18 protein-coding genes and 1 pseudogene are annotated in these 20,297 nt (G+C 69.1%); 15 read left to right on the top strand and 4 right to left on the bottom strand.

The window, feature by feature from the left end; translation table 11 throughout:
- Window positions 1–94: pseudogene (locus ACWCRA_RS32460) on the bottom strand (tRNA pseudouridine(55) synthase TruB); the annotation flags it as partial.
- Between the two features lie 280 nt (window positions 95–374).
- Here ACWCRA_RS32460 and ACWCRA_RS32455 point away from each other — a divergent pair.
- From ACWCRA_RS32455 to ACWCRA_RS32385, 15 genes are all read left to right on the top strand, one after another.
- A complete protein-coding gene (locus ACWCRA_RS32455; protein ID WP_351559966.1) occupies window positions 375–797 on the top strand; it encodes a phage tail termination protein in 423 nt (140 codons plus the stop codon).
- Between the two features lie 96 nt (window positions 798–893).
- Entirely contained in the window at window positions 894–1,493 is a 600-nt protein-coding gene (locus tag ACWCRA_RS32450; protein ID WP_351559964.1) for a phage tail tube protein, read from the top strand.
- 85 nt (window positions 1,494–1,578) lie between these two features.
- Complete coding sequence (locus ACWCRA_RS32445; protein ID WP_351554822.1) at window positions 1,579–1,869, top strand: hypothetical protein; 291 nt, start codon at window positions 1,579–1,581, stop codon at window positions 1,867–1,869.
- Between the two features lie 65 nt (window positions 1,870–1,934).
- Window positions 1,935–2,258 carry a hypothetical protein gene (locus ACWCRA_RS32440; RefSeq protein WP_351554819.1) on the top strand — a complete coding sequence of 108 codons (324 nt, stop codon included), beginning with the start codon at window positions 1,935–1,937 and terminating at the stop codon, window positions 2,256–2,258.
- A gap of 77 nt (window positions 2,259–2,335) precedes the next feature.
- Window positions 2,336–3,262 (top strand): hypothetical protein, encoded by a 927-nt coding sequence (locus tag ACWCRA_RS32435; RefSeq protein ID WP_451069244.1) that lies wholly within the window; start codon window positions 2,336–2,338, stop codon window positions 3,260–3,262.
- Window positions 3,263–3,270: 8 nt separating this feature from the next.
- Complete coding sequence (locus ACWCRA_RS32430) at window positions 3,271–4,461, top strand: phage tail protein (RefSeq protein ID WP_351554813.1); 1,191 nt, start codon at window positions 3,271–3,273, stop codon at window positions 4,459–4,461.
- Entirely contained in the window at window positions 4,458–5,735 is a 1,278-nt protein-coding gene (locus ACWCRA_RS32425; protein ID WP_451069243.1) for a tape-measure protein, read from the top strand. The genes ACWCRA_RS32430 and ACWCRA_RS32425 overlap by 4 nt, the downstream gene beginning before the upstream one ends.
- Before the next feature lie 193 nt (window positions 5,736–5,928).
- The gene (locus ACWCRA_RS32420; RefSeq protein ID WP_451069242.1) at window positions 5,929–6,843 is read left to right on the top strand and encodes a phage distal tail protein; all 915 of its coding nucleotides are present in this window, start codon (window positions 5,929–5,931) and stop codon (window positions 6,841–6,843) included.
- 22 nt (window positions 6,844–6,865) lie between these two features.
- The gene (locus ACWCRA_RS32415; protein ID WP_451069241.1) at window positions 6,866–8,032 is read left to right on the top strand and encodes an H-type lectin domain-containing protein; all 1,167 of its coding nucleotides are present in this window, start codon (window positions 6,866–6,868) and stop codon (window positions 8,030–8,032) included.
- On the top strand, window positions 8,029–9,135 hold the full coding sequence (locus tag ACWCRA_RS32410) for a hypothetical protein (protein ID WP_451069240.1): 1,107 nt from the start codon (window positions 8,029–8,031) through the stop codon (window positions 9,133–9,135). The genes ACWCRA_RS32415 and ACWCRA_RS32410 overlap by 4 nt, the downstream gene beginning before the upstream one ends.
- On the top strand, window positions 9,135–9,860 hold the full coding sequence (locus ACWCRA_RS32405) for a hypothetical protein (protein WP_351554798.1): 726 nt from the start codon (window positions 9,135–9,137) through the stop codon (window positions 9,858–9,860). The genes ACWCRA_RS32410 and ACWCRA_RS32405 overlap by 1 nt, the downstream gene beginning before the upstream one ends.
- A gap of 28 nt (window positions 9,861–9,888) precedes the next feature.
- A complete protein-coding gene (locus tag ACWCRA_RS32400) occupies window positions 9,889–10,035 on the top strand; it encodes a hypothetical protein (protein WP_351554795.1) in 147 nt (48 codons plus the stop codon).
- A 16-nt stretch (window positions 10,036–10,051) separates the two neighbouring features.
- A complete protein-coding gene (locus ACWCRA_RS32395) occupies window positions 10,052–11,032 on the top strand; it encodes a peptidoglycan-binding protein (RefSeq protein ID WP_451069239.1) in 981 nt (326 codons plus the stop codon).
- Between the two features lie 97 nt (window positions 11,033–11,129).
- The gene (locus ACWCRA_RS32390) at window positions 11,130–11,369 is read left to right on the top strand and encodes a hypothetical protein (protein WP_351554790.1); all 240 of its coding nucleotides are present in this window, start codon (window positions 11,130–11,132) and stop codon (window positions 11,367–11,369) included.
- Window positions 11,356–11,628: a hypothetical protein gene (locus tag ACWCRA_RS32385; RefSeq protein WP_351554787.1), complete on the top strand. Its 273-nt coding sequence runs from the start codon at window positions 11,356–11,358 to the stop codon at window positions 11,626–11,628. Before ACWCRA_RS32390 ends, ACWCRA_RS32385 begins: the two co-directional genes overlap by 14 nt.
- A gap of 82 nt (window positions 11,629–11,710) precedes the next feature.
- Here ACWCRA_RS32385 and ACWCRA_RS32380 read toward each other — a convergent pair whose 3' ends face one another.
- From ACWCRA_RS32380 to rplL, 3 genes are all read right to left on the bottom strand, one after another.
- Window positions 11,711–15,610: a DNA-directed RNA polymerase subunit beta' gene (locus ACWCRA_RS32380; RefSeq protein ID WP_351554784.1), complete on the bottom strand. Its 3,900-nt coding sequence runs from the start codon at window positions 15,608–15,610 to the stop codon at window positions 11,711–11,713.
- Between the two features lie 97 nt (window positions 15,611–15,707).
- A complete protein-coding gene (gene rpoB, locus ACWCRA_RS32375) occupies window positions 15,708–19,190 on the bottom strand; it encodes a DNA-directed RNA polymerase subunit beta (protein ID WP_351554781.1) in 3,483 nt (1,160 codons plus the stop codon).
- Between the two features lie 620 nt (window positions 19,191–19,810).
- The gene (gene rplL, locus ACWCRA_RS32370) at window positions 19,811–20,194 is read right to left on the bottom strand and encodes a 50S ribosomal protein L7/L12 (protein ID WP_351554778.1); all 384 of its coding nucleotides are present in this window, start codon (window positions 20,192–20,194) and stop codon (window positions 19,811–19,813) included.
- Window positions 20,195–20,297 lie beyond the last annotated feature (103 nt).

The following is a 20,297-nucleotide window of genomic DNA, read 5'->3' as shown; positions in this document are numbered from 1 at the left end:
AGACGGCGAGGCTCTTGGCCTTGCCCTTCTGCTCCTCCACCAGTGCCAGGAAGCGGTCCCCGGGGCCGAAGACGGCGACCGGTGCCCGCTCGTGGCGCGAGCCCCGGCACCGCGCCTCGCCGATCCGGCAAGATCCGAAAGAAACTCCCCAGGCCGACGGCCGGACACCGAGCAGAGAAGAGGCGGTCACCCCTCCCCGGGTGGCCGCCTCTCCGCGTTATTTGCTGCGCGCGCGCACGAACTGGTTGCGCGTCCGCACGATCTGCGTCACAGTTGGTGCAGCGGCGGAGCTGTGCCCCCCTCCCTCCAGGGCCCGGCTCCGCCGCCCGCATGTCCAGGACGAATGTCCCGAGGAACAGGAGTGACGCCTCGTCATGAACCAAGTCCCGAACAAGTTTCCCGATGTGCAGAAGATCGTCGTGGATCTCCTCACCCAGAGCCTGTCGGCGACGGCGGGCGTGACGGTGGTGGAGTCCCCGCCGGTCGGCTTCAACGGCACCACGAAGACGGTCGTCGTCTCCCGCCGGGGCGGGGCCTGGATCGACGACCTCCACCTCGACCAGCCGCTGATCGAGCTGGAGGTGTACGGGCCCACCAAGTCCGACGCCCACGTCCTGGCCAACGACGCGCGAGCCGCGCTCCTCGGCATGGCCGGCAGGGTCATCGACACCTCCGTGCCGAAGACGACGATCACCGATGTCAGCGAGGCGGACGGCCCGCGCTGGCTGCCGGACTACGTCTACACGGCGGCCAACCGCTACCTCTGCATCCTGCGCCTGTTCCTGCGCACCGACTGACCGGCCGCGCTCTCACCACCCACAGACCAGGCCTCGCCGATCCGGCGGGGCCTTTGCCGTACCCGCGGCAGCCCACCCAACACCCAAGGAGTTCCCATGGCAGGCAACAACTCTTCCGAGATCCGCGTCGCCGGCACCGGCCGTGTCCTGGTCGCGGCGGTCGGCGCCGCCGCGCCCAGCGCCTTCTCCGCCAACCCGGCGGCCGACTGGGGCGCCGCCTGGACGGACCTCGGCTACACCACCACCGACGGTGTGACCTTCGCCAAGAAGGACAAGCTCGACCCGGTGGAGACCTGGCAGGCCATCAGCCCGGCGCGGTTCGTCTACTCGGACCGCGATCTGACGCTGAAGTTCGCGATGCTCCAGTTCAACGAGGACACGCTGCCCTTCTTCATCGGCGGGTCCAAGTCGGATGTGAAGCCCGTGGGCGCCGGCACCTCCGGCGTCTACAGCCTGGACATCCCGGACGGCCCGACCTTCGACGAGCGGGCGCTCGGCCTGGAGTTCACCGACGGCAAGGACATCACCTACCGCTTTGTGATCCCGCGCGGCCAGGTGACCTCCGCCGACGACGTGAAGCTGGCCCGCAAGTCGGCGGCCTCGCTCGGTGTCACCTTCACCGCGCTGTCCCAGGGCGCGACGGCGCCGCTGGCGACCTTCCTGATGAAGGACCCGGCGTACTCCGTCACCCCGTAACACCCGCCGGACCGGGGCCGGCCCTCTCCACGGGCCGGCCCCGCCCCCGCCCGCTCCCCCGCTACCACCACCTGGAGGCACACCCATGGCCCGCTTCGACGTCAACGCCGCTCGCGCCCAGCGCCTGGAGGCCGTCGGCACGACCTGGTCGTTCGACCTGGACAAGGACACCTTCGAACTGCCCACCGAGCTGAGCCGCGCGACCGCGAGGGCGCTGCGCGAGCTGGACGACAACGATGTGGACGGGCTGCTGTCGCTGCTCATGGGCGAGAAGCAGTTCGCGCGCTTCGAGAAGCACGACATCACCATGCAGGACATCGCGGCGATCCTGGACGCCTACGGCAAGGAGACCGGGCTCGGCCTGGGGGAAGACTGAGCCTCGTCGAGTTCACCGATGAACACGCCGAGGCCCTCGAAGCCGATCTGCTGCGCCACTACGGCGTGGACCTCCTCGACTGGCACCGCGGCCGGCTGTCCTCCCGCCGGCTGTCGGTGCTGATCGAGCACCTGCCGCGGGACAGCTCGGTGAACCGTGCGCTGCACGGGGAGGCGGCGGAGTGGTCGGTGACCGATCACTTGCTGGCGGCGGTGGTGGATCATCTGGCCGCCGCGAACTGGCTCTTCACCAGCGTCCACTCCGACGACCCGCCCGACCCCCCGGACCCGGTCCCGAGGCCGGGCTCCGCCCCCTCCGAAGAGCCCGGGGCCGACCCGGACTCCCCGCCCGCGAGCGCGGACCTGGCCCGTTTCTTCGGTATGGGCTGACCGCCGGCCGGCGGGGCTCGCAGGCAGGTCCGCCGCCCCGGAGAGGCTCGGCCACAGAGCCCCAGTGAGGTGCACCCATGGCACGAGACATCAAGGCAATCGACGAAGCCCTGGTCAAAGTCGAGAAGGAGCTGAAGGAGGGAAAGGATGAAACCCGCTCGACGGTAACCAGGCTGAAAAATTCCGAGACCCATGTGGCGGAGATCTCCAAGTCTTTTGCGAGGAGATCCGAAACAGTCATCGAAGAGATCGCCAAGACCAAGGCGTACATGACTGACACCAAGGTCTCCATAGCCCGGACCGAAGCACTCATCACCGAGACCAAGGTCGGCATTGCCCTCACCGATGCGGACATCACCCAAACCAAAGCAGACATCGCCCTCACCGAGGTCAGCATATCCAAGACCAAAGCGGATATCGCCCTCACCGAGGTTGACATATCAAGGACCGACGCCAGAATCACCCAGACCTACGCGGAATGGAGCCACAGCAAGACTCAGTACAACACCGCCCTGGTGGGACTGGGTGGCACTCTCGCCCTCCTGACCGCAACAATCGCCCTCTTCAAGGTGGACGAAAAAGGCATCACCATTCTGGGCGCCACTCGGGAGTGGGGCGGTCCGCTCGGAAGGCTATGGAAGAGAGCTCTGGACAAGGTCGAGGAGAAGTGGGCCTCAAAAGCCCAGAAAAGGAAGCGCCGACGCGACGCCTGGGTCGCTGATCAAATCGATAAAGCAGTCCTGCACTACAACATGCAGCTCGGACTTCTCACCGACCGCAATTGGGCAAGGGAGATCAATAAGATCCGAGGAGCTTCGGACGCCCTCAGAAACGCACAGGGAAGATCGCAACAGCAGCAGGTGGCCAATGCACCCGTCAATAGATCGGGAACCACCCGAGTCATTCAGGGAGTCGACCATGCGCAGCCTCAGGCCCGAGGCGTCGCCGCCGATGTCAGAGTCCTGCGCGACACCCTGAACCAGCTCATCACCATCCTTGCCTAAGGAGTCCCATGACCCTCGCCTCAGCCGCAGGGCGGGCCTCCGGCTCCCTGCGCAATCTCAAAACCCAGGCCGACACCGCCGCCACCTCCACCCAGAGCGTCGGCCGCGCCGCCACCACCGGAAAGACCGGGCTCGACAAGCTCCGCTCCTCCGCGCAGTCCTCCGCCCGGGAACTCAAAACCCTTCAGCAGAACGCCGACCGCGCCGAGAAGTCCGTCGCCAGGGCCGGCCGGGCCGGGCAGACCGGTGGCACCCAGATCGGGAAGTTCAAGGGCGGCGCCGACAACGCCGCCAAGGGGATGAACGGCCTCAACACCTCCATGAAGGGCAATATCATCGCCCGGCTCCTGGAGCTGTTCGCCCCGCTCATCGAGAAGGTCGTCAGCATGGCGACCCAGTCGAAGACCATGCAGAAGGTGCTCAAAACCGCCTTCGACGCGGTCAAGAAGGTCATCGAGACCGTCATCAAGGCCATCGGCCCGATCATGAAGGGCATCGGCACGCTCTTCAAGAACGTCTGGAACGGCATCAAGAAGGCGGTCTCCACCGTCGTCGACGCCGTCTCCAAGGTCGTCTCGAAGACCTTCAACGGCATCAAGAAGGTCATCTCCGGCGTCATGGACACCGTCAAGTCCGTGATCTCCAAGGTGTGGGGCGGGATCAAGAAGATCATCAACCCGGTCATCGACTGGGTCCGCAAGGACATCCCCAAGGCGTTCACCCACGTCAAGGAGAAGCTCTCCTCCATCTGGAGCGGCCTCAAGACCATCGCGTCCAAGGCGTTCGACGCCGTCAAGGGCGCGGTCAGGACCCCGATCAACGGCGTCATCGACCTGATCAACTCCGCGATCGGTAAGCTCAACGGCATCAAGGTGAAGATCCCCGGCTGGGTCCCGGGCGTCGGCGGGAAGACCTTCGGGGTCAGCCTCCCGCGGATTCCCCGGCTCGCCGAGGGCGGCGTCGTCACCCCCCGTACCGGCGGTGTCCCGGCGATCATCGCGGAGGCCGGCGAGGCCGAGGCCGTGCTCCCGCTCTCCAAGCTGGACCGGCTGCTGCGGCACACCGCCGCCCGCTCCCGGGCCCGGACCGTCGCCACCGGTACCGCCGGATTCCATATCGAGCACTACTACGCCGCCCCCTCCACCGATGTGAGGGACACGGCGAAGGCCCTGATGTTCCTCGCGAAGGCGCGCGGATGAGCGCCCTCGCCCTGCGTCCGGTCGACCCGGTGCGGGATCTGCTCGCCGGGATGGTCCGGCCGCTGAACCAGATCCGCGACCAGGTGAAACAGGCGGCCCAGGGCGCCCGGTCGGCGGTGAACGGCATCCGTACGGCCTCCGGGAGCGTGGAGCGGATCAAGAGCGCGGCCGACTCCGCCCGGGGCGCGGTCAGCGGGCTGCGGGCCGGGGCCACCGCCTCCGTGCGCCCGGTCGGTGCCGTCGGCACCAGCGCCACCAGGGCCGCGCCCGGGCTCCGTACCCAGGGGCGCTCGGCCAGGTCGTCCAGCGGCGCTGCGGCGGCGCTGGCCGGCGGGCTGGGCGGTCTCGTCTCCATCACCGAACTGCTCGGCGCGGCGGGCGTCACCATCGGCCCGCTGATGACCGTGCTCGGCGGCGGCCTGATGGTCGGGGCCGTCGCCGTCACCGGCATCAACGTCGCCATGCGGGCCAACCCGATCGGCTTTGTCGTCGGGCTGCTGGTGCCGATCATCGCCTATCTCATCGAGCTGGCCGTCAACTCCGAGACCGGGCAGCGGATCATCAAGCAGGTCTTCGACCACGCGCTGAGGATCGTCAAGCAGATCGCCTCCCACCTCCTCCCGGTGGTCAGGATCTACGGGACTCTCGTCGCCACGGCGTTCGGCGTCGTCCGCAGCGTCCTGACCGGCGATGTGAGCGGCATCGGCCGGAACATCGGCAAGGCCTTCCCCGCCGTCCGCGACGGTGTCCGGAAGGCGACCGACGCGGTGAGCGGGATCATCCGGCGCGCCTGGGACGGGCTGAAGGGCGCGGTCAGGCCGGTGGTCGACTGGATCACCAAGGACATCCCGTCCGCCTTCACCCGGGTGAAGAAGGCCACCACCGACACCCTCGGCGGCATCGGCCAGTTCGTCACCACCGGACTCCAGGCCATCGTCTCGGTGCTCAAGGGCCCGATCGAGGGACTGATCTCCTTCGCCAACTGGGTCATCGACGGGCTCAACAGCCTCAGCTTCAACATCCTCGGCAAGAAGTTCGGCATCCACTTCGACAAGATCCCGATGCTCGCCGAGGGCGGTGTGGTGATGCCGCCCAGCGGCTCACGGCCCGGTTCGGTCACCCCGCTGGGCGCCGTCGGCGCACTGCGCGCCGCCGAGCGCGGCAGCCGGGTGCCGGAGCCGCGCCGGGTGCGGCTCGAAACCTTCCGGGAGCCGGCCGGAAGCAGCGCGTACGCGGTCGCCGAGGATCTCCTCTTCCTCGCCCGCGCCGCCTGAGCCCGCGCGCCGTGCCCCGCGCGCGCCGTGCCGCATGGCGCGCGCCCACGGCACGTGCCGCGTGCTCCGTGCCCGCCTCGTGCCCCGCGCCCCGCGCCCCGTGCCCGCCTCGTGCCCCGCGCCCCGTGCGCGCGCCGCGCCGTGAGCCCGCGCCCCACGGCTCGTACCGCCCCCGCCCGAGAAAGGCGACCCCATGACCGACACCACCTCACCACCCGGCTCACTGATCGGCCTCGACGGCCAGATCCAGTGGGCCGGACTGCTGCTCGGCCCCGGCACCCCCTTCCAGATCGACCGGGAAGGCCTCACCGGCTGGGCCGACCTCCCCGCCCTCGACACCTCCGACGCCGACCGGCCCACCGCCCACGGCGCCTGGCCCGGCGCCCGCTGGGCCAGGCCCCGGTCCGTCTCCGCCGGGATCTGGCTGCTGCCGGAGGCCGGCGCCGGCGCCGCGCCCGGCGCCCCGGCGGACCTGCTCGACACCTTCATCCGCGCCTTCGGCACCGGCTCCGTCGACAGTGAACAGTGGCTGGCCGTACGGCTGCACGGCCGTACCACCGCCGTCCGCGCCCGGGTCACCCAGCGCACCGTCCCCACCGACCGGCGTTTCGCGACCGGCGGTGCCACCAGGGTCTCCGTCCAGTGGACCGCGACCGATCCGCGCCGCTACGAGCCCGAGGCCCGGACGGTCTCGCTGGGGCTCCCCCGCCGGGGCAGCGGCACGACCTATCCGTTCACCTACCCGGTGGACTACGGAACCCCCAGCTCCGGCGGCTCGGGCTCCGCCGTCAACAGCGGGACGACGGAGACCTGCCCGGTGGTCGAGTTCACCGGCCCGGTGCGGCGGCCCCATCTGCTCAACCACACCACCGGGCGCTCCCTGGAGTACGACATCGTCCTCGGCCCCGGTGAACGGCTGACCGTCGACACCCGCGAGGGCACGGTGCTGATCGGGCCGCGCGCCTCCCGGCTCCACACGGCCACGGCCGTCAGCAGCCCGGAGCAGTCCTTCGTCCTCCCGCCCGGTGAGAACCGGCTCGACTTCCGCGCCCTGGACGGCGACCCCACCACATCCGCCCAGCTCACCTGGCGCGCGGCCCACCTCTGACAGCTCTGAGGAGAAGAAGACCATGACCGTACGTGTTGGACGACTCACCAGCGGAATGACCCCCGAGGACCACCGGCTGGCCGCCTCCACCGCCATGGCACCGGCGGGCGCCCTCGCCACCACCGGCGGCTGCCTGCCCGGCGGCCTCGACCTGGCCCCGGTCCCCGGCTCGGCCCTCCAGGCGACGCTGTCGGCGGGCCGGCTGTGGGTGCAGGGCACGAGCGGAGCGGCGCAGGGCGGATACTCCGTCACCATCGACGCCCCGGTGCCGCTGACCTTCGGCGCGGGACACGCGACCTACAGCAGGATCGACTCCGTGGTCGTCAGGGTCGCCGACCCGTCCCACGACAGCACGGTGACCGTCTTCGGCGGCGAGGTCCTGGTCGTCCAGGGCTCCGCGGCCGGCACCCCCACACCCCCCACGCTCCCTCCCAACAGCCAGAAGCTGTACGACGTCGTGGTGGGGAAGGAGAGCGTCGGACTGGACTGGGTCACGGGGGTCCTGGACCGGCGCCGCTACACCGCCGCGCTCGGCGGCATCGTGCCGCCCGGCTCGGGTGTCGCCTTCAGCGGCAGCCACAACGGGCAGTACCGGGACAACGACGGCGTACTGGAGCGGTGGAACGGCACCGTCTGGGAGCCGATCCTGCGGCTCGGCAACAACGGCCAGATCCAACTCGGCGACGCCCACCTCTACCGCGAGGCCGGCCCGATCGTGTCCACCAACTCCATTCTGCGCACCTACCGGCAGCCGACCGCGAACGCCTACTCCTCCCGGGTCCCGGGGGAGAGCTTCTCCCGGATCATGATCAGCGGTGACGGCACCGTCAACTGGGGAGGCGGCACCGGGAGCCTGGAGACCTTTCTGCAGCGCTCCGCGCCCGGCGTCCTGAAGACCAATGGCGACCTGGTGGTCCGCTCCCACAAGGCGCACTACGGCGAGAGCGGAACCACGTACGTCAGCTTCACCACCGGCCGGCAGCACACGGTGACCGTCACCTTCGGAACGCCCTTCGCCACCGCGCCGAAGGTCTTCACCAACATCGACTCGGGCCACGCGGCGGCCGAGCTCTGGAGCAGCCGCGCCCACACCGTCACGACCACCGGCTTCCGGCTCTACGTCTACAACCCGAGCGGTTCCTGGTCGTGGTCGAACATGCCCATCTCCTGGTCGGCCTTCGCCGCATGACCGCGGTCAGCCCCTACCGCGCGCTCTTCTGCGATCTGCGCACCGACCGCCCCATCGACATCCTCCCCCTGCGGGATGTGACGATCGACGACTACATCGGCCGCCCCGGCTCCCTCTCCGGAACCCTGCCCGTGCCCAACGCCGAGCTGGCCGACCGGGTCCGGCAGATCGAGGAGGGCAGGACCGCCGTCTATCTGGAGCGCGACGGCGATCTGTGGTGGGGCGGCATCGTGTGGACCACCACCCTCAGCGCCGACGAGAAAGGCGGGCTCTCGCTCGCCGTCCAGGCCGCGACCTTCGACTCCTACGCCGCCCGGCGCCGTATCCGGGCCGATCTCGCCTATCTCCAGCAGGACCAGCTGGAGATCGCCCGGAGGCTCTGGCAGCACATCCAGTCCCGCCAGGGCGGGAGCATCGGTGTCAGCTTCGGCCTCGAACTGTCCGGTGTGCCGCGCGACATGACATGGCGGGACGGCGACGAGACCCCGCTGGACGAGGCGGTCAAGCAGCTCGCCGAGGCGGAGAACGGCTTCGAGCACCACATCTCCGTCCACCGCGACCCGGTCACCGGCGACCGGGTGAAGCTGCTGCGGCTCGGCCACCCCAAGCTGCGCACCGGCTCCACCGATCTCGTGCTGGACCGGCCGGGGGCGGTGCTGCGCTACTCCTTCCCCCGGGACGCGACCCGGGGCGGCAGCACCGCACGGACCCGGGGCGCCGCCGCCAACAGCGACCAGAGCCAGGAGAGCCGGCCCGCGCTGTCCCGGGAGCATGTCGCCCAGGACCTGATCGACAACGGGTACCCGCGCGTGGACCTCTCCTCGGACCACTCGTCCGTCACCTCCGTGAAGGCGCTGGACTCCCTGGCCGCGGCGCAGCTCGCCGAGGCCAGGGGGGCCGTGGTCATCCCCGAGGTGACCGTCCGGCTCGACGACCGCGACCTGGTGCCCCCGATGCTCCTGGGCCGCACCGTGCGGCTGCGGATCACCGACGAATGGCACCCGGACGGGCTCGACGCCCGCTTCCGGATCATCGGGATCAAGGTCGCCCCGCCCCAGCGCGGACGCCCGGAGACCGCCGAACTGTTTCTGGAGGCCGGCTGATGACCGCTCTGCCCGAGGACCTCATCGATCTGATCCGGGAGCTCCAGCGCAAGGTGCAGCGGCTCTCCACCGCCGTCGCCGCCCGCCCCGCGCTCAACGAGATCACCAACGGGGACGTCACCATCAGCGGCGGCGGCAGTCTGCTGGTGACCAAGCCCGACAAGGGTGTCCTGCTGCACATCGGCGCCATCGGGGCCGTCGGGGAGAACCCCCGGGAACAGGGCGTACGCGTCCTCCGCGCGGACGGGTCGCTCGCCCTGACCGTCTCGGGGAAGCCCACCCAGGCCGTGAACATCTGGGACCGCTTCAACAAGGTCGTCCTCGCCGACGACACCCGGTCGGGCGGCCTCGCCCGCCCCTACATCCCCATCCCCCTCTACCCGTCCCCGATCAGGATCACCTCCACCACCTGGACCCGGGTGCTCCAGGGGGGCATGTACCTCCAGCAGCCGAGGATCGCGGTCGGCGTGTGGGTCCAGGCCGACGCCGGCACCACGGTCGAGGCCAGGGTCCGCTACCTCACCGCGGACGGCACGGCCGTGGAGATCGGCGACAGTGTCGCGGCGACGGGGACCACGGTGCCCGCCGGATTCGCCCAGGAGGTCTCCGCCCCGCACGGCCAGGCCTCCTACACCTGGAGCAACCTCTATGTCGAGGGCCGGGTGGTGGCCGGGACCGGTGGAGGCGCCGTGGGCGTGATCCACGCCGAGGGCCGCCAGTCCTGACCTCCCGTACCCGAGAAGGAGCCCCCGCGTGTCCAACGACGTGATCGTCTCCCCCGGCGGCGAGCTGCTGCTCCCGCCGGCCCCCGAACCGAACATCCCCCCTCCGGGCCCGCCTTCCGAACCCCCGGCCCAGCCGCCCAGCGAGCCCCATGCCGCCCCGCCCCCGCCCGTCTGACGGAAGGACGACCTCCATGGCCACCCCCCTCACCCCCGCCCGGCTGCTCGCCGCGCTCCGGGCCGAGGGTGTGACCGTCGTCGAGCACGGCGGCTGGCGCACCCACCACCGCAACCACGCCGGCGCCTGGGGTCCCGTGAACGGGGTGATGATCCACCACACCGTCACCCGGGGCACCGACTCCTCCGTACGGCTCTGCTACGACGGGTACGCCGCGCTGCCCGGGCCGCTCTGCCACGGGGTGATCGCCAAGGACGGCACCGTCCATCTCGTCGGCGCCGGGCGCGCCAACCACGCCGGCGGGGGCGACCCCGCCGTCCTCGCGGCGGTGATCGCCGAGGAGTACGGCGACCGGCCGCCCGCCCCGGCGGAACACCAGGGCAGCGCGGGAGCCGTCGACGGCAACGCCCGCTTCTACGGCTTCGAGTGCGTCAACCTGGGCGACGGCGCCGACCCCTGGCCCGCCGCCCAGCTCGACGCCGCCGAGCGGGCGTCGGCCGCGCTCTGCCGGGCCCACGGCTGGGGCGCCAGGAGCGTCATCGGGCACCGGGAGTGGTCCGACCGGAAGGTCGACCCGCGCGGATTCACCATGCCGGAGCTGCGCCGGCGGATAGCCGGGCGGCTCGGCGGGCCGCCGGCGCAGGAGAAGCCCCCCGCGCAGGAGAACCCGGAGCCGGGGAACCCGGAGCCGGGGAAACCGGAGCCGGGGAAACCGGAGCCGGGGAAACCGGGGAAGCCCCGTCTCCAGCCCTTCCCCGGGGCGGGCTTCTTCACCGCCCGGACCAGCTCCCCCGTGATCACCGCGATGGGGCGGCGGCTGGTCGCCGAGGGGTGCTCCGCCTACACCTCGGGCCCCGGCCCGCGCTGGAGCGAGGCCGACCGGCGCTCCTACGCGAAGTGGCAGCGGAAGCTGGGCTTCCGGGGCGCCGACGCGGACGGGCTGCCGGGCCACGCCTCCTGGACCGCCCTGAGGGTCCCGTACACCGGGAAGCGCTGAGGGACCGCCGGGAGGCGCCGGGAGCACCCGGGAGCACCCGGGAGCACTGACGCCACCGCAACCCACCAACCCCCGCCGACCAGAGGAGACCGGAGAAGTGTCCGAAGCCGCCAAGCGCACGGCGCGCACCGTCCTCCAGAGCGCCATCGGCATCGCCGTCGCGCTCCCCGCGATCGTGGACGCCTCCGGGCTGCCGGCCGCCCTGCCCTGGGTGGCCGGAGCCCTGGCCGTGGCCGCCGCGGTGACCAGGGTGATGGCCCTGGACTCCGTACAGCGGCTGCTGCCGTCCTGGCTCCGCGGCGAACCGTCCACAGGAGCCGCCGATGGCCGAGTCTGAGCCGAAGAGCGCCCCCGTCACCGTCACCGTCGCCGTGGAGCTGGAACGGCTGCACGGCACGCTGGAGGCCGGGTTCGCCCGGGTCGACGGCTCGCTCGCGCTGCTGGTGCAGCGGAGCGACCAGACCGACAAACACCTCGCGGACATGGAGTCCCGCATCGACGCGCTGGAGCGCGCCCGCTGGCCGCTGGCCAGTATCGCCGCGCTCACCGCCAGTGTCGGGCTGATGCTCGCCGTCTGGGAGCTGGCCGGGCGCTGACTCCCCCGGCCCCTGTCCGATACGCCGAAAGGGCGGTCACCCCGATACGGGGTGACCGCCCTTTCGCTGTTGTCGCTACCGCTTACTGGTTGTACGGACCGTAGTCGTAGTCCTCCAGCGGGACGGCCTGGCCGGAGCCGGTGCCGAACGGCGAGTAGTCGATGTCGTCGTAGCCGACGGCCGAGTACATCGCGGCCTTGGCCTCCTCGGTGGGCTCCACCCGGATGTTGCGGTAGCGGGACAGACCCGTACCGGCCGGGATGAGCTTACCGATGATGACGTTCTCCTTGAGGCCGATCAGGGAGTCCGACTTGGCGTTGATCGCCGCGTCGGTCAGAACCCTGGTCGTCTCCTGGAAGGACGCCGCCGACAGCCACGACTCGGTGGCGAGCGAGGCCTTGGTGATACCCATCAGCTGCGGACGGCCGGAGGCGGGGTGTCCGCCCTCGGTGACCACACGACGGTTCTCGGTCTCGAACTTCGAGCGCTCCACCAGCTCGCCCGGCAGCAGCTCCGCGTCACCGGACTCGATGATCGTCACCCGGCGCAGCATCTGCCGGATGATGATCTCGATGTGCTTGTCGTGGATCGACACACCCTGCGAGTTGTAGACCCGCTGGACCTCGCCGACCAGGTGGACCTGGACGGCCCGCTGGCCGAGGATGCGCAGCACGTCGTGCGGGTTGGTCGCACCGTAGGTGAGCTTCTGGCCCACCTGCACGTGGTCGCCCTCGTGGACCATGACCTTGGCGCGCTTCGAGATCGGGTAAGCGGTCTCGTCGCTGCCGTCGTCGGGGGTGACGACGATCTTCTTGGTCTTCTCGGTCTCCTCGATCCGGACGCGGCCGGCCGCCTCCGAGATCGGGGCGACACCCTTGGGCGTACGGGCCTCGAACAGCTCGACGACACGCGGCAGACCCTGGGTGATGTCGTCACCGGCCACACCACCGGTGTGGAAGGTACGCATCGTCAGCTGGGTGCCGGGCTCACCGATGGACTGGGCGGCGATGATGCCGACCGCCTCACCGATGTCGACGAGCTTGCCGGTGGCCAGCGAGCGGCCGTAGCAGTAGGCACAGGTGCCGACCGCGGACTCACAGGTCAGGACCGAGCGGGTCTTGACCTCCTCGACACCGGCCGCGACGAGCGCGTCGATGAGCACATCACCGAGGTCGACATTGGCCGGCGCGATGACCTTGCCGTCGACCACGACGTCCTCGGCGAGCATCCGTGCGTACACGGAGGTCTCGACGTCGTCCGTCTTGCGCAGAACGCCCTCGGCGCTCTTCTCGGCAATCCGCAGCTTGAGGCCGCGGTCGGTGCCGCAGTCCTCCTCGCGGATGATGACGTCCTGCGAGACATCCACCAGACGACGGGTCAGGTAACCCGAGTCGGCGGTGCGCAGGGCGGTGTCCGCCAGACCCTTTCGGGCACCGTGCGTGGAGATGAAGTACTCCAGCACGGACAGGCCCTCACGGAAGGACGCCTTGATGGGACGGGGGATCGTCTCGTTCTTGGCGTTGGACACCAGACCACGCATACCGGCGATCTGACGCATCTGCATCATGTTTCCACGAGCACCCGAGTCCACCATCATGAAGATGGGGTTGGTCTTCGGGAAGTTCGCGTTCATCGCCTCGGCGACCTCGTTGGTCGCGCGGGTCCACGTCTCGATGAGCTCGTTCGTGCGCTCCTGCTTGGTGATCAGGCCGCGCTCGTACTGCTTCTGGATCTTCTCGTCCGCCGCCTCGTACTGCGCGACGATCGCCTTCTTCGCCTCCGGGACGACCACGTCCGAGATGGCGACGGTGACGCCGGAGCGGGTGGCCCAGTAGAAGCCCGAGGCCTTCAGGTTGTCGAGCGTCGCCGCCACGATGACCTTGGGGTAGCGCTCGGCGAGGTCGTTGACGATCTCCGAGAGCTGCTTCTTGCCGACCGAGTAGTCGACGAAGGGGTAGTCCTCGGGCAGCAGCTCGTTGAAGAGCGCGCGGCCCAGGGTGGTGCGCAGGCGGAAGCTGTCCCCCTGCTGCCACTCGGGCTCGCCCTCTTCGCGGACCGGCGGGGTCCAGCCGCGCGGCGGGATGGTGCCCACCGGGAAGCGGATGTCGACCTTCGCCTGGAGCGACAGCTCGCGGGCGTCGAAGGCCATGATGGCCTCGGCGGTGGAGCCGAAGGACCGGCCCTCGCCCTTGACCTCGCGCTCCTCCTCGTCCGTGGTGAGGAAGAAGAGGCCCAGCACCATGTCCTGGGTCGGCATGGTGACGGGACGGCCGTCGGCCGGCTTCAGGATGTTGTTCGAGGACAGCATCAGGATGCGGGCCTCGGCCTGCGCCTCCGCGGAGAGCGGCAGGTGGACGGCCATCTGGTCACCGTCGAAGTCCGCGTTGAACGCGGTGCAGACGAGCGGGTGGATCTGGATGGCCTTGCCCTCGACGAGCTGCGGCTCGAAGGCCTGGATGCCCAGGCGGTGCAGGGTGGGCGCACGGTTCAGCAGAACCGGGTGCTCGGCGATGACCTCTTCGAGGACGTCGTAGACGACCGTGCGGCCGCGCTCGACCATCCGCTTGGCGCTCTTGATGTTCTGCGCGTGGTTCAGGTCGACCAGGCGCTTCATCACGAACGGCTTGAAGAGCTCCAGCGCCATGGCCTTGGGCAGACCGCACTGGTGCAGCTTCAGCTGCGGGCCGACGACGATGACGGAACGGGCCGAGTAGTCGACTCGCTTGCCGAGGAGGTTCTGACGGAACCGGCCCTGCTTGCCCTTGAGCATGTCGCTCAGGGACTTCAGGGGACGGTTGCCGGGGCCCGTGACCGGGCGGCCGCGGCGGCCGTTGTCGAACAGCGCGTCGACGGCCTCCTGGAGCATCCGCTTCTCGTTGTTCACGATGATCTCGGGGGCACCGAGGTCGAGCAGACGCTTCAGCCGGTTGTTCCGGTTGATCACCCGGCGGTACAGGTCGTTCAGGTCGGAGGTCGCGAAGCGGCCACCGTCGAGCTGCACCATCGGACGGAGGTCCGGCGGGATGACCGGCACGCAGTCCAGCACCATGCCCTTGGGGCTGTTGCTGGTCTGGAGGAACGCGGAGACGACCTTGAGGCGCTTGAGCGCACGGGTCTTCTTCTGGCCCTTGCCGGTACGGATGATCTCGCGGAGGCGCTCGGCCTCCTCGTCGAGGTCGAAGGACTCCAGGCGCTTCTGGAGCGCGGCGGCGCCCATCGAACCGTCGAAGTAGGTGCCGAAGCGGTCGCGCAGCTCGCGGTAGAGCAGCTCGTCGCCCTCCAGGTCCTGGACCTTGAGGTTCTTGAAGCGGTTCCACACCTCGTCGAGGCGGTCGATCTCGCGCTGGGCGCGGTCACGGAGCTGCTTCATCTCGCGCTCGGCGCCCTCGCGCACCTTGCGGCGCACATCGGCCTTGGCGCCCTCGGCCTCCAGCTCGGCCAGGTCGGTCTCGAGCTTCTTGGCGCGGGCCTCGAGGTCGGCGTCGCGGCGGTTCTCGACCTGCTGGCGCTCGACGGAGACATGCGCCTCCAGCGAGGGCAGGTCGCGGGTGCGGCGCTCCTCGTCGACGAACGTGATCATGTACGCGGCGAAGTAGATGACCTTCTCAAGGTCCTTCGGCGCGAGGTCCAGCAGGTAGCCGAGGCGCGACGGCACGCCCTTGAAGTACCAGATGTGGGTGACGGGGGCGGCCAGCTCAATGTGGCCCATCCGCTCACGGCGCACCTTGGCGCGGGTGACCTCGACGCCACAGCGCTCGCAGATGATGCCCTTGAAGCGGACACGCTTGTACTTGCCGCAGTAGCACTCCCAGTCCCGGGTGGGGCCGAAGATCTTCTCGCAGAAGAGTCCGTCCTTCTCGGGCTTGAGCGTGCGGTAGTTGATCGTCTCGGGCTTCTTGACCTCGCCGTGGGACCACTGGCGAATGTCGTCAGCGGTGGCCAGGCCGATCCGAAGCTCGTCGAAGAAGTTGACGTCGAGCACTATGCGTCAATCCCTCTCAGGGTTGTGTCTCAAGGTGGTCTGTACGGGGTCCGGGGCAGCGGCCGGGATCACCTGGAGGTGATCCCGGCCGGACCCGTCAGACCTCTTCGACGCTGCTCGGCTCGCGCCGGGACAGGTCGATGCCGAGCTCTTCCGCAGCGCGGAAGACGTCCTCGTCGGTGTCGCGCATCTCGATGGACATGCCGTCCGAGGACAGCACCTCCACGTTGAGGCACAGGGACTGCATCTCCTTGATGAGCACCTTGAAGGACTCGGGGATGCCGGGCTCGGGGATGTTCTCGCCCTTGACGATGGCCTCGTAGACCTTCACGCGGCCGGTGACGTCGTCGGACTTGATGGTCAGCAGCTCCTGGAGGGCGTACGCGGCGCCATATGCCTCCAGCGCCCACACCTCCATCTCACCGAATCGCTGGCCACCGAACTGGGCCTTACCACCCAGCGGCTGCTGGGTGATCATCGAGTACGGTCCGGTCGAACGCGCGTGGAGCTTGTCGTCGACCAGGTGGTGGAGCTTGAGGATGTACATGTACCCGATGGAGATCGGGTCCGGGAACGGCTCGCCGGAGCGGCCGTCGAACATCCGGGCCTTGCCGGACGGGAGGACCATGCGGTCACCGTCGCGGTTGGGGATCGTGGACTCGAAGAGACCGGAGATCTCGTCCTCGCGGGCGCCGTCGAAGACCGGCGTCGCGACATTGGTGCCGGCGGCGACATCGTCGGCGCCGATCGCCTTCAGCCGCTCCATCCACTCCTCGTTGCCCTCGACCTTCCAGCCCTGGCTGGCGAGCCAGCCGAGGTGGATTTCGAGGACCTGTCCCGGGTTCATCCGGGACGGGACACCCAGCGGGTTGAGGATGATGTCGACCGGGGTGCCGTCCTCCAGGAACGGCATGTCCTCGATCGGCAGGATCTTGGAGATGACGCCCTTGTTGCCGTGACGGCCGGCGAGCTTGTCACCATCGGTGATCTTGCGCTTCTGGGCGACATAGACGCGGACCAGCTGGTTCACGCCCGGGGGCAGCTCGTCGCCCTCCTCGCGGTCGAAGACGCGGACGCCGATGACCTTGCCGATCTCGCCGTGCGGGACCTTCAGCGAGGTGTCGCGGACCTCACGGGCCTTCTCACCGAAGATCGCGCGGAGCAGGCGCTCCTCCGGGGTCAGCTCGGTCTCGCCCTTGGGCGTGACCTTGCCGACCAGGATGTCCCCGGCGACGACCTCGGCACCGATACGGATGATGCCGCGCTCGTCGAGGTCGGCGAGGACCTCCTCGGAGACGTTCGGGATGTCCCGGGTGATCTCCTCGGGGCCGAGCTTGGTGTCACGGGCGTCGACCTCGTGCTCCTCGATGTGGATCGAGGAGAGGACGTCGTCCTGCACGAGGCGCTGCGACAGGATGATCGCGTCCTCGTAGTTGTGACCCTCCCACGGCATGAACGCCACGAGCAGGTTCTTGCCGAGCGCCATCTCGCCCTGCTCGGTGGCGGGGCCGTCGGCGAGGACCTGGGACTCGACGACCCGGTCGCCCTCGGAGACGATGACCTTCTGGTTGACCGAGGTTCCCTGGTTGGAGCGGGAGAACTTGGCCACCCGGTAGGTGGTGTAGGTGCCGTCGTCGTTGGCGACGGTGATGTAGTCCGCGGAGACCTCCTGGACCACACCGTCCTTCTCCGCCTTGATGACGTCGCCGGCGTCGACCGCGCAGCGGTACTCCATGCCGGTGCCGACCAGCGGCGCCTCGGCCGTGATCAGCGGAACGGCCTGACGCATCATGTTCGCGCCCATGAGGGCACGGTTGGCGTCGTCGTGCTCCAGGAAGGGGATCATGGCGGTCGCGACCGACACCATCTGGCGCGGCGAGACATCCATGTAGTCGACCTCGGCCGGCGGCACGTAGTCGACCTCGCCGCCGCGGCGGCGGACCAGGACGCGCGGCTCGGTGAAGCGCATCTCGTCGGAGACGATCGCGTTCGCCTGGGCGATGACGAAGCGGTCCTCCTCGTCGGCGGTCAGGTAGTCGACCTCGTCGGTGACCTGGCCGTCGGTGACCTTGCGGTACGGGGTCTCGACGAAGCCGAACGCGTTGACCCGGCCGTAGGAGGCGAGCGAGCCGATCAGACCGATGTTCGGGCCTTCGGGGGTCTCGATCGGACACATGCGGCCGTAGTGCGAGGGGTGCACGTCTCGGACCTCGAAGCCGGCCCGCTCACGCGAGAGACCACCCGGGCCGAGCGCCGACAGACGGCGCTTGTGGGTGAGACCCGAGAGCGGGTTGTTCTGGTCCATGAACTGCGACAGCTGGCTGGTGCCGAAGAACTCCTTGATGGAGGCGACGACCGGCCGGATGTTGATCAGGGTCTGCGGCGTGATCGCCTCGACGTCCTGAGTGGTCATGCGCTCGCGCACGACCCGCTCCATACGGGCGAGACCCGTACGGACCTGGTTCTGGATCAGCTCGCCGACATTGCGCAGACGGCGGTTGCCGAAGTGGTCGATGTCGTCGGTCTCGACGACGATCTGCGTGCCGGACTCGCCGACCGTCTCGGTCTCGCCGGCGTGCAGCTTGACCAGGTACTTGATCGTGGCGATGACGTCGTCGGTGGTGAGCACCCCGGCGTCCAGCGGCTCGTCGGCGCCGAGCTTCTTGTTCACCTTGTAGCGGCCGACCTTGGCGAGGTCGTAGCGCTTCGGGTTGAAGTAGAGGTTCTCGAGCAGCGTCTGAGCGGCCTCGCGGGTGGGCGGCTCGCCCGGGCGGAGCTTGCGGTAGATGTCGAGCAGCGCGTCGTCCTGGCCCTGGGTGTGGTCCTTCTCCAGGGTGGCGCGCATCGACTCGTACTCGCCGAACTCCTCAAGGATCTGCTCGGTCGTCCAGCCGAGGGCCTTGAGCAGCACGGTGACGGACTGCTTGCGCTTGCGGTCGATGCGGACACCGACCATGTCGCGCTTGTCGATCTCCATCTCCAGCCAGGCACCCCGGGACGGGATGATCTTGGCGGTGTAGATGTCCTTGTCGGACGTCTTGTCGATGGAGGAGTCGAAGTAGACACCCGGCGAACGGACCAGTTGGGACACCACGACACGCTCGGTGCCGTTGATGACGAAGGTGCCCTTGTTGGTCATGAGCGGGAAGTCGCCCATGAAGACCGTCTGCGACTTGATCTCGCCGGTCTCGTTGTTGGTGAACTCGGCCGTGACGAAGAGGGGCGCGGCGAAGGTGAAGTCGCGCTCCTTGCACTCGTCGATCGAGTTCTTGGGAGGCTCGAAGCGGTGGTCCCGGAAGGTCAGGGACATCGACCCGCTGAAGTCCTCGATCGGGGAGATCTCCTCGAAGATCTCCTCCAGACCGGACTTCGTGGGGACGTCCTGTCCACTCTCCAGAGCCGCCTCGACCCGAGCCTTCCACGCGGCATTGCCGAGCAGCCAGTCGAAGCTCTCGGTCTGGAGCGCGAGGAGGTTCGGAACCTCAAGAGGCTCCTTGATCTTTGCAAAGGAGATGCGCAGCGGGGCAGTGCTGGCGCCGTTGTTCGTATTCGCGGTCGAGGCGTTGCGCGAGGCGGCCAAGAGGGGGTCCTTCCGAGGGCTCGGACTCACTACGCGCGTACCGGTCCCAAGCCAGGCACAGGGAGAGAAGTCCCAGGTCAGGGATGATTCAATCCACTGTGCTGATGCGAGGGGATGCCCCTGGTGACGGGCAGGGGGCAGCTAACAGGCAGCGCAAAGGGTCAGTGTAGCCACTCGGCACACTGATGTCCAGTGCGGGTTCTGATGACCCTCGTTGTTCTCAACTCCGCGCTTGCCCCGCGCCGTGTGGCGCACCTCGATACTGCCCGTTCGGCCGCCGATCCATGCCTCGGATACGGATCGTTGTGACGACGCGTCCTGAGAATTGCGCGCTGCGTGCGGTTCGTCAAGGCCCCCCATCCCGGACCGGCCGCCGGGATCGTCACTGACCGGGCTCTGACCTGGGCCTGGTGGGCACGGCGATGATCACGATACTCCCCGCCCGGGGAAGCGCAACGCAGCCCTCGCTCAACGCGAAAAGGCGACCACCCGGATGGGTGATCGCCTTTCACGGGGCCCTGAGCCGCTTCACCGGGACCCGCGGTGGCGTCTCTCAGCCGTACCGCGGGCCCTCAGCGAGCCCTCTGCGGGGCCCGGAGAGTCACAGGTGACTCAGGAGGTCACTTGACCTCGACGGAGGCGCCGGCGCCCTTGAGGGACTCGGCGGCCTTCTCGGCGGCGTCCTTGGCGACCTTCTCGAGGACGGGCTTCGGGGCGCCGTCCACGAGGTCCTTGGCCTCCTTGAGACCCAGGGAGGTCAGCTCGCGCACGACCTTGATGACCTGGATCTTCTTGTCACCGGCGGCGGTGAGGATGACGTCGAACTCGTCCTGCTCCTCGACGGCCTCGGCGGCGGCGGCAGCGCCACCGGCGGCGGCAACGGCGACCGGGGCGGCAGCGGTGACGTCGAACTTCTCCTCGAACGCCTTCACGAAGCCGGCGAGCTCGAGGAGGGTCATCTCCTCGAACTGGGCGAGCAGGTCGTCCTGGGTGAGCTTCGCCATGATGGGCGATCCTTCCACTAAATCGGCGTGTGCCGGGTGTATGTGACGGCGGGCGTACGGCCCGCTGCGATCAGCGCCACGAGACGGCACTGATCAATGCGCG

It is taken from the genome of Streptomyces sp. NPDC001889 (assembly GCF_053594535.1).
The sequence above is the reverse complement of the archived record's forward strand: the minus strand, read 5'-3'. Positions and strand labels throughout refer to the sequence as shown.

What these genes read in the sequence shown, in the direction of transcription:
- ACWCRA_RS32455 (WP_351559966.1), top strand. Translation starts at nt 375, where the DNA reads ATGAACCAAGTCCCGAACAAGTTTCCCGATGTGCAGAAGATCGTCGTG.
- ACWCRA_RS32450 (WP_351559964.1), top strand. Translation starts at nt 894, where the DNA reads ATGGCAGGCAACAACTCTTCCGAGATCCGCGTCGCCGGCACCGGCCGT.
- ACWCRA_RS32445 (WP_351554822.1), top strand. Translation starts at nt 1,579, where the DNA reads ATGGCCCGCTTCGACGTCAACGCCGCTCGCGCCCAGCGCCTGGAGGCC.
- ACWCRA_RS32435 (WP_451069244.1), top strand. Translation starts at nt 2,336, where the DNA reads ATGGCACGAGACATCAAGGCAATCGACGAAGCCCTGGTCAAAGTCGAG.
- ACWCRA_RS32430 (WP_351554813.1), top strand. Translation starts at nt 3,271, where the DNA reads ATGACCCTCGCCTCAGCCGCAGGGCGGGCCTCCGGCTCCCTGCGCAAT.
- ACWCRA_RS32425 (WP_451069243.1), top strand. Translation starts at nt 4,458, where the DNA reads ATGAGCGCCCTCGCCCTGCGTCCGGTCGACCCGGTGCGGGATCTGCTC.
- ACWCRA_RS32420 (WP_451069242.1), top strand. Translation starts at nt 5,929, where the DNA reads ATGACCGACACCACCTCACCACCCGGCTCACTGATCGGCCTCGACGGC.
- ACWCRA_RS32415 (WP_451069241.1), top strand. Translation starts at nt 6,866, where the DNA reads ATGACCGTACGTGTTGGACGACTCACCAGCGGAATGACCCCCGAGGAC.
- ACWCRA_RS32410 (WP_451069240.1), top strand. Translation starts at nt 8,029, where the DNA reads ATGACCGCGGTCAGCCCCTACCGCGCGCTCTTCTGCGATCTGCGCACC.
- ACWCRA_RS32405 (WP_351554798.1), top strand. Translation starts at nt 9,135, where the DNA reads ATGACCGCTCTGCCCGAGGACCTCATCGATCTGATCCGGGAGCTCCAG.
- ACWCRA_RS32395 (WP_451069239.1), top strand. Translation starts at nt 10,052, where the DNA reads ATGGCCACCCCCCTCACCCCCGCCCGGCTGCTCGCCGCGCTCCGGGCC.
- ACWCRA_RS32385 (WP_351554787.1), top strand. Translation starts at nt 11,356, where the DNA reads ATGGCCGAGTCTGAGCCGAAGAGCGCCCCCGTCACCGTCACCGTCGCC.
- rplL (WP_351554778.1), bottom strand. Translation starts at nt 20,194, where the DNA reads ATGGCGAAGCTCACCCAGGACGACCTGCTCGCCCAGTTCGAGGAGATG.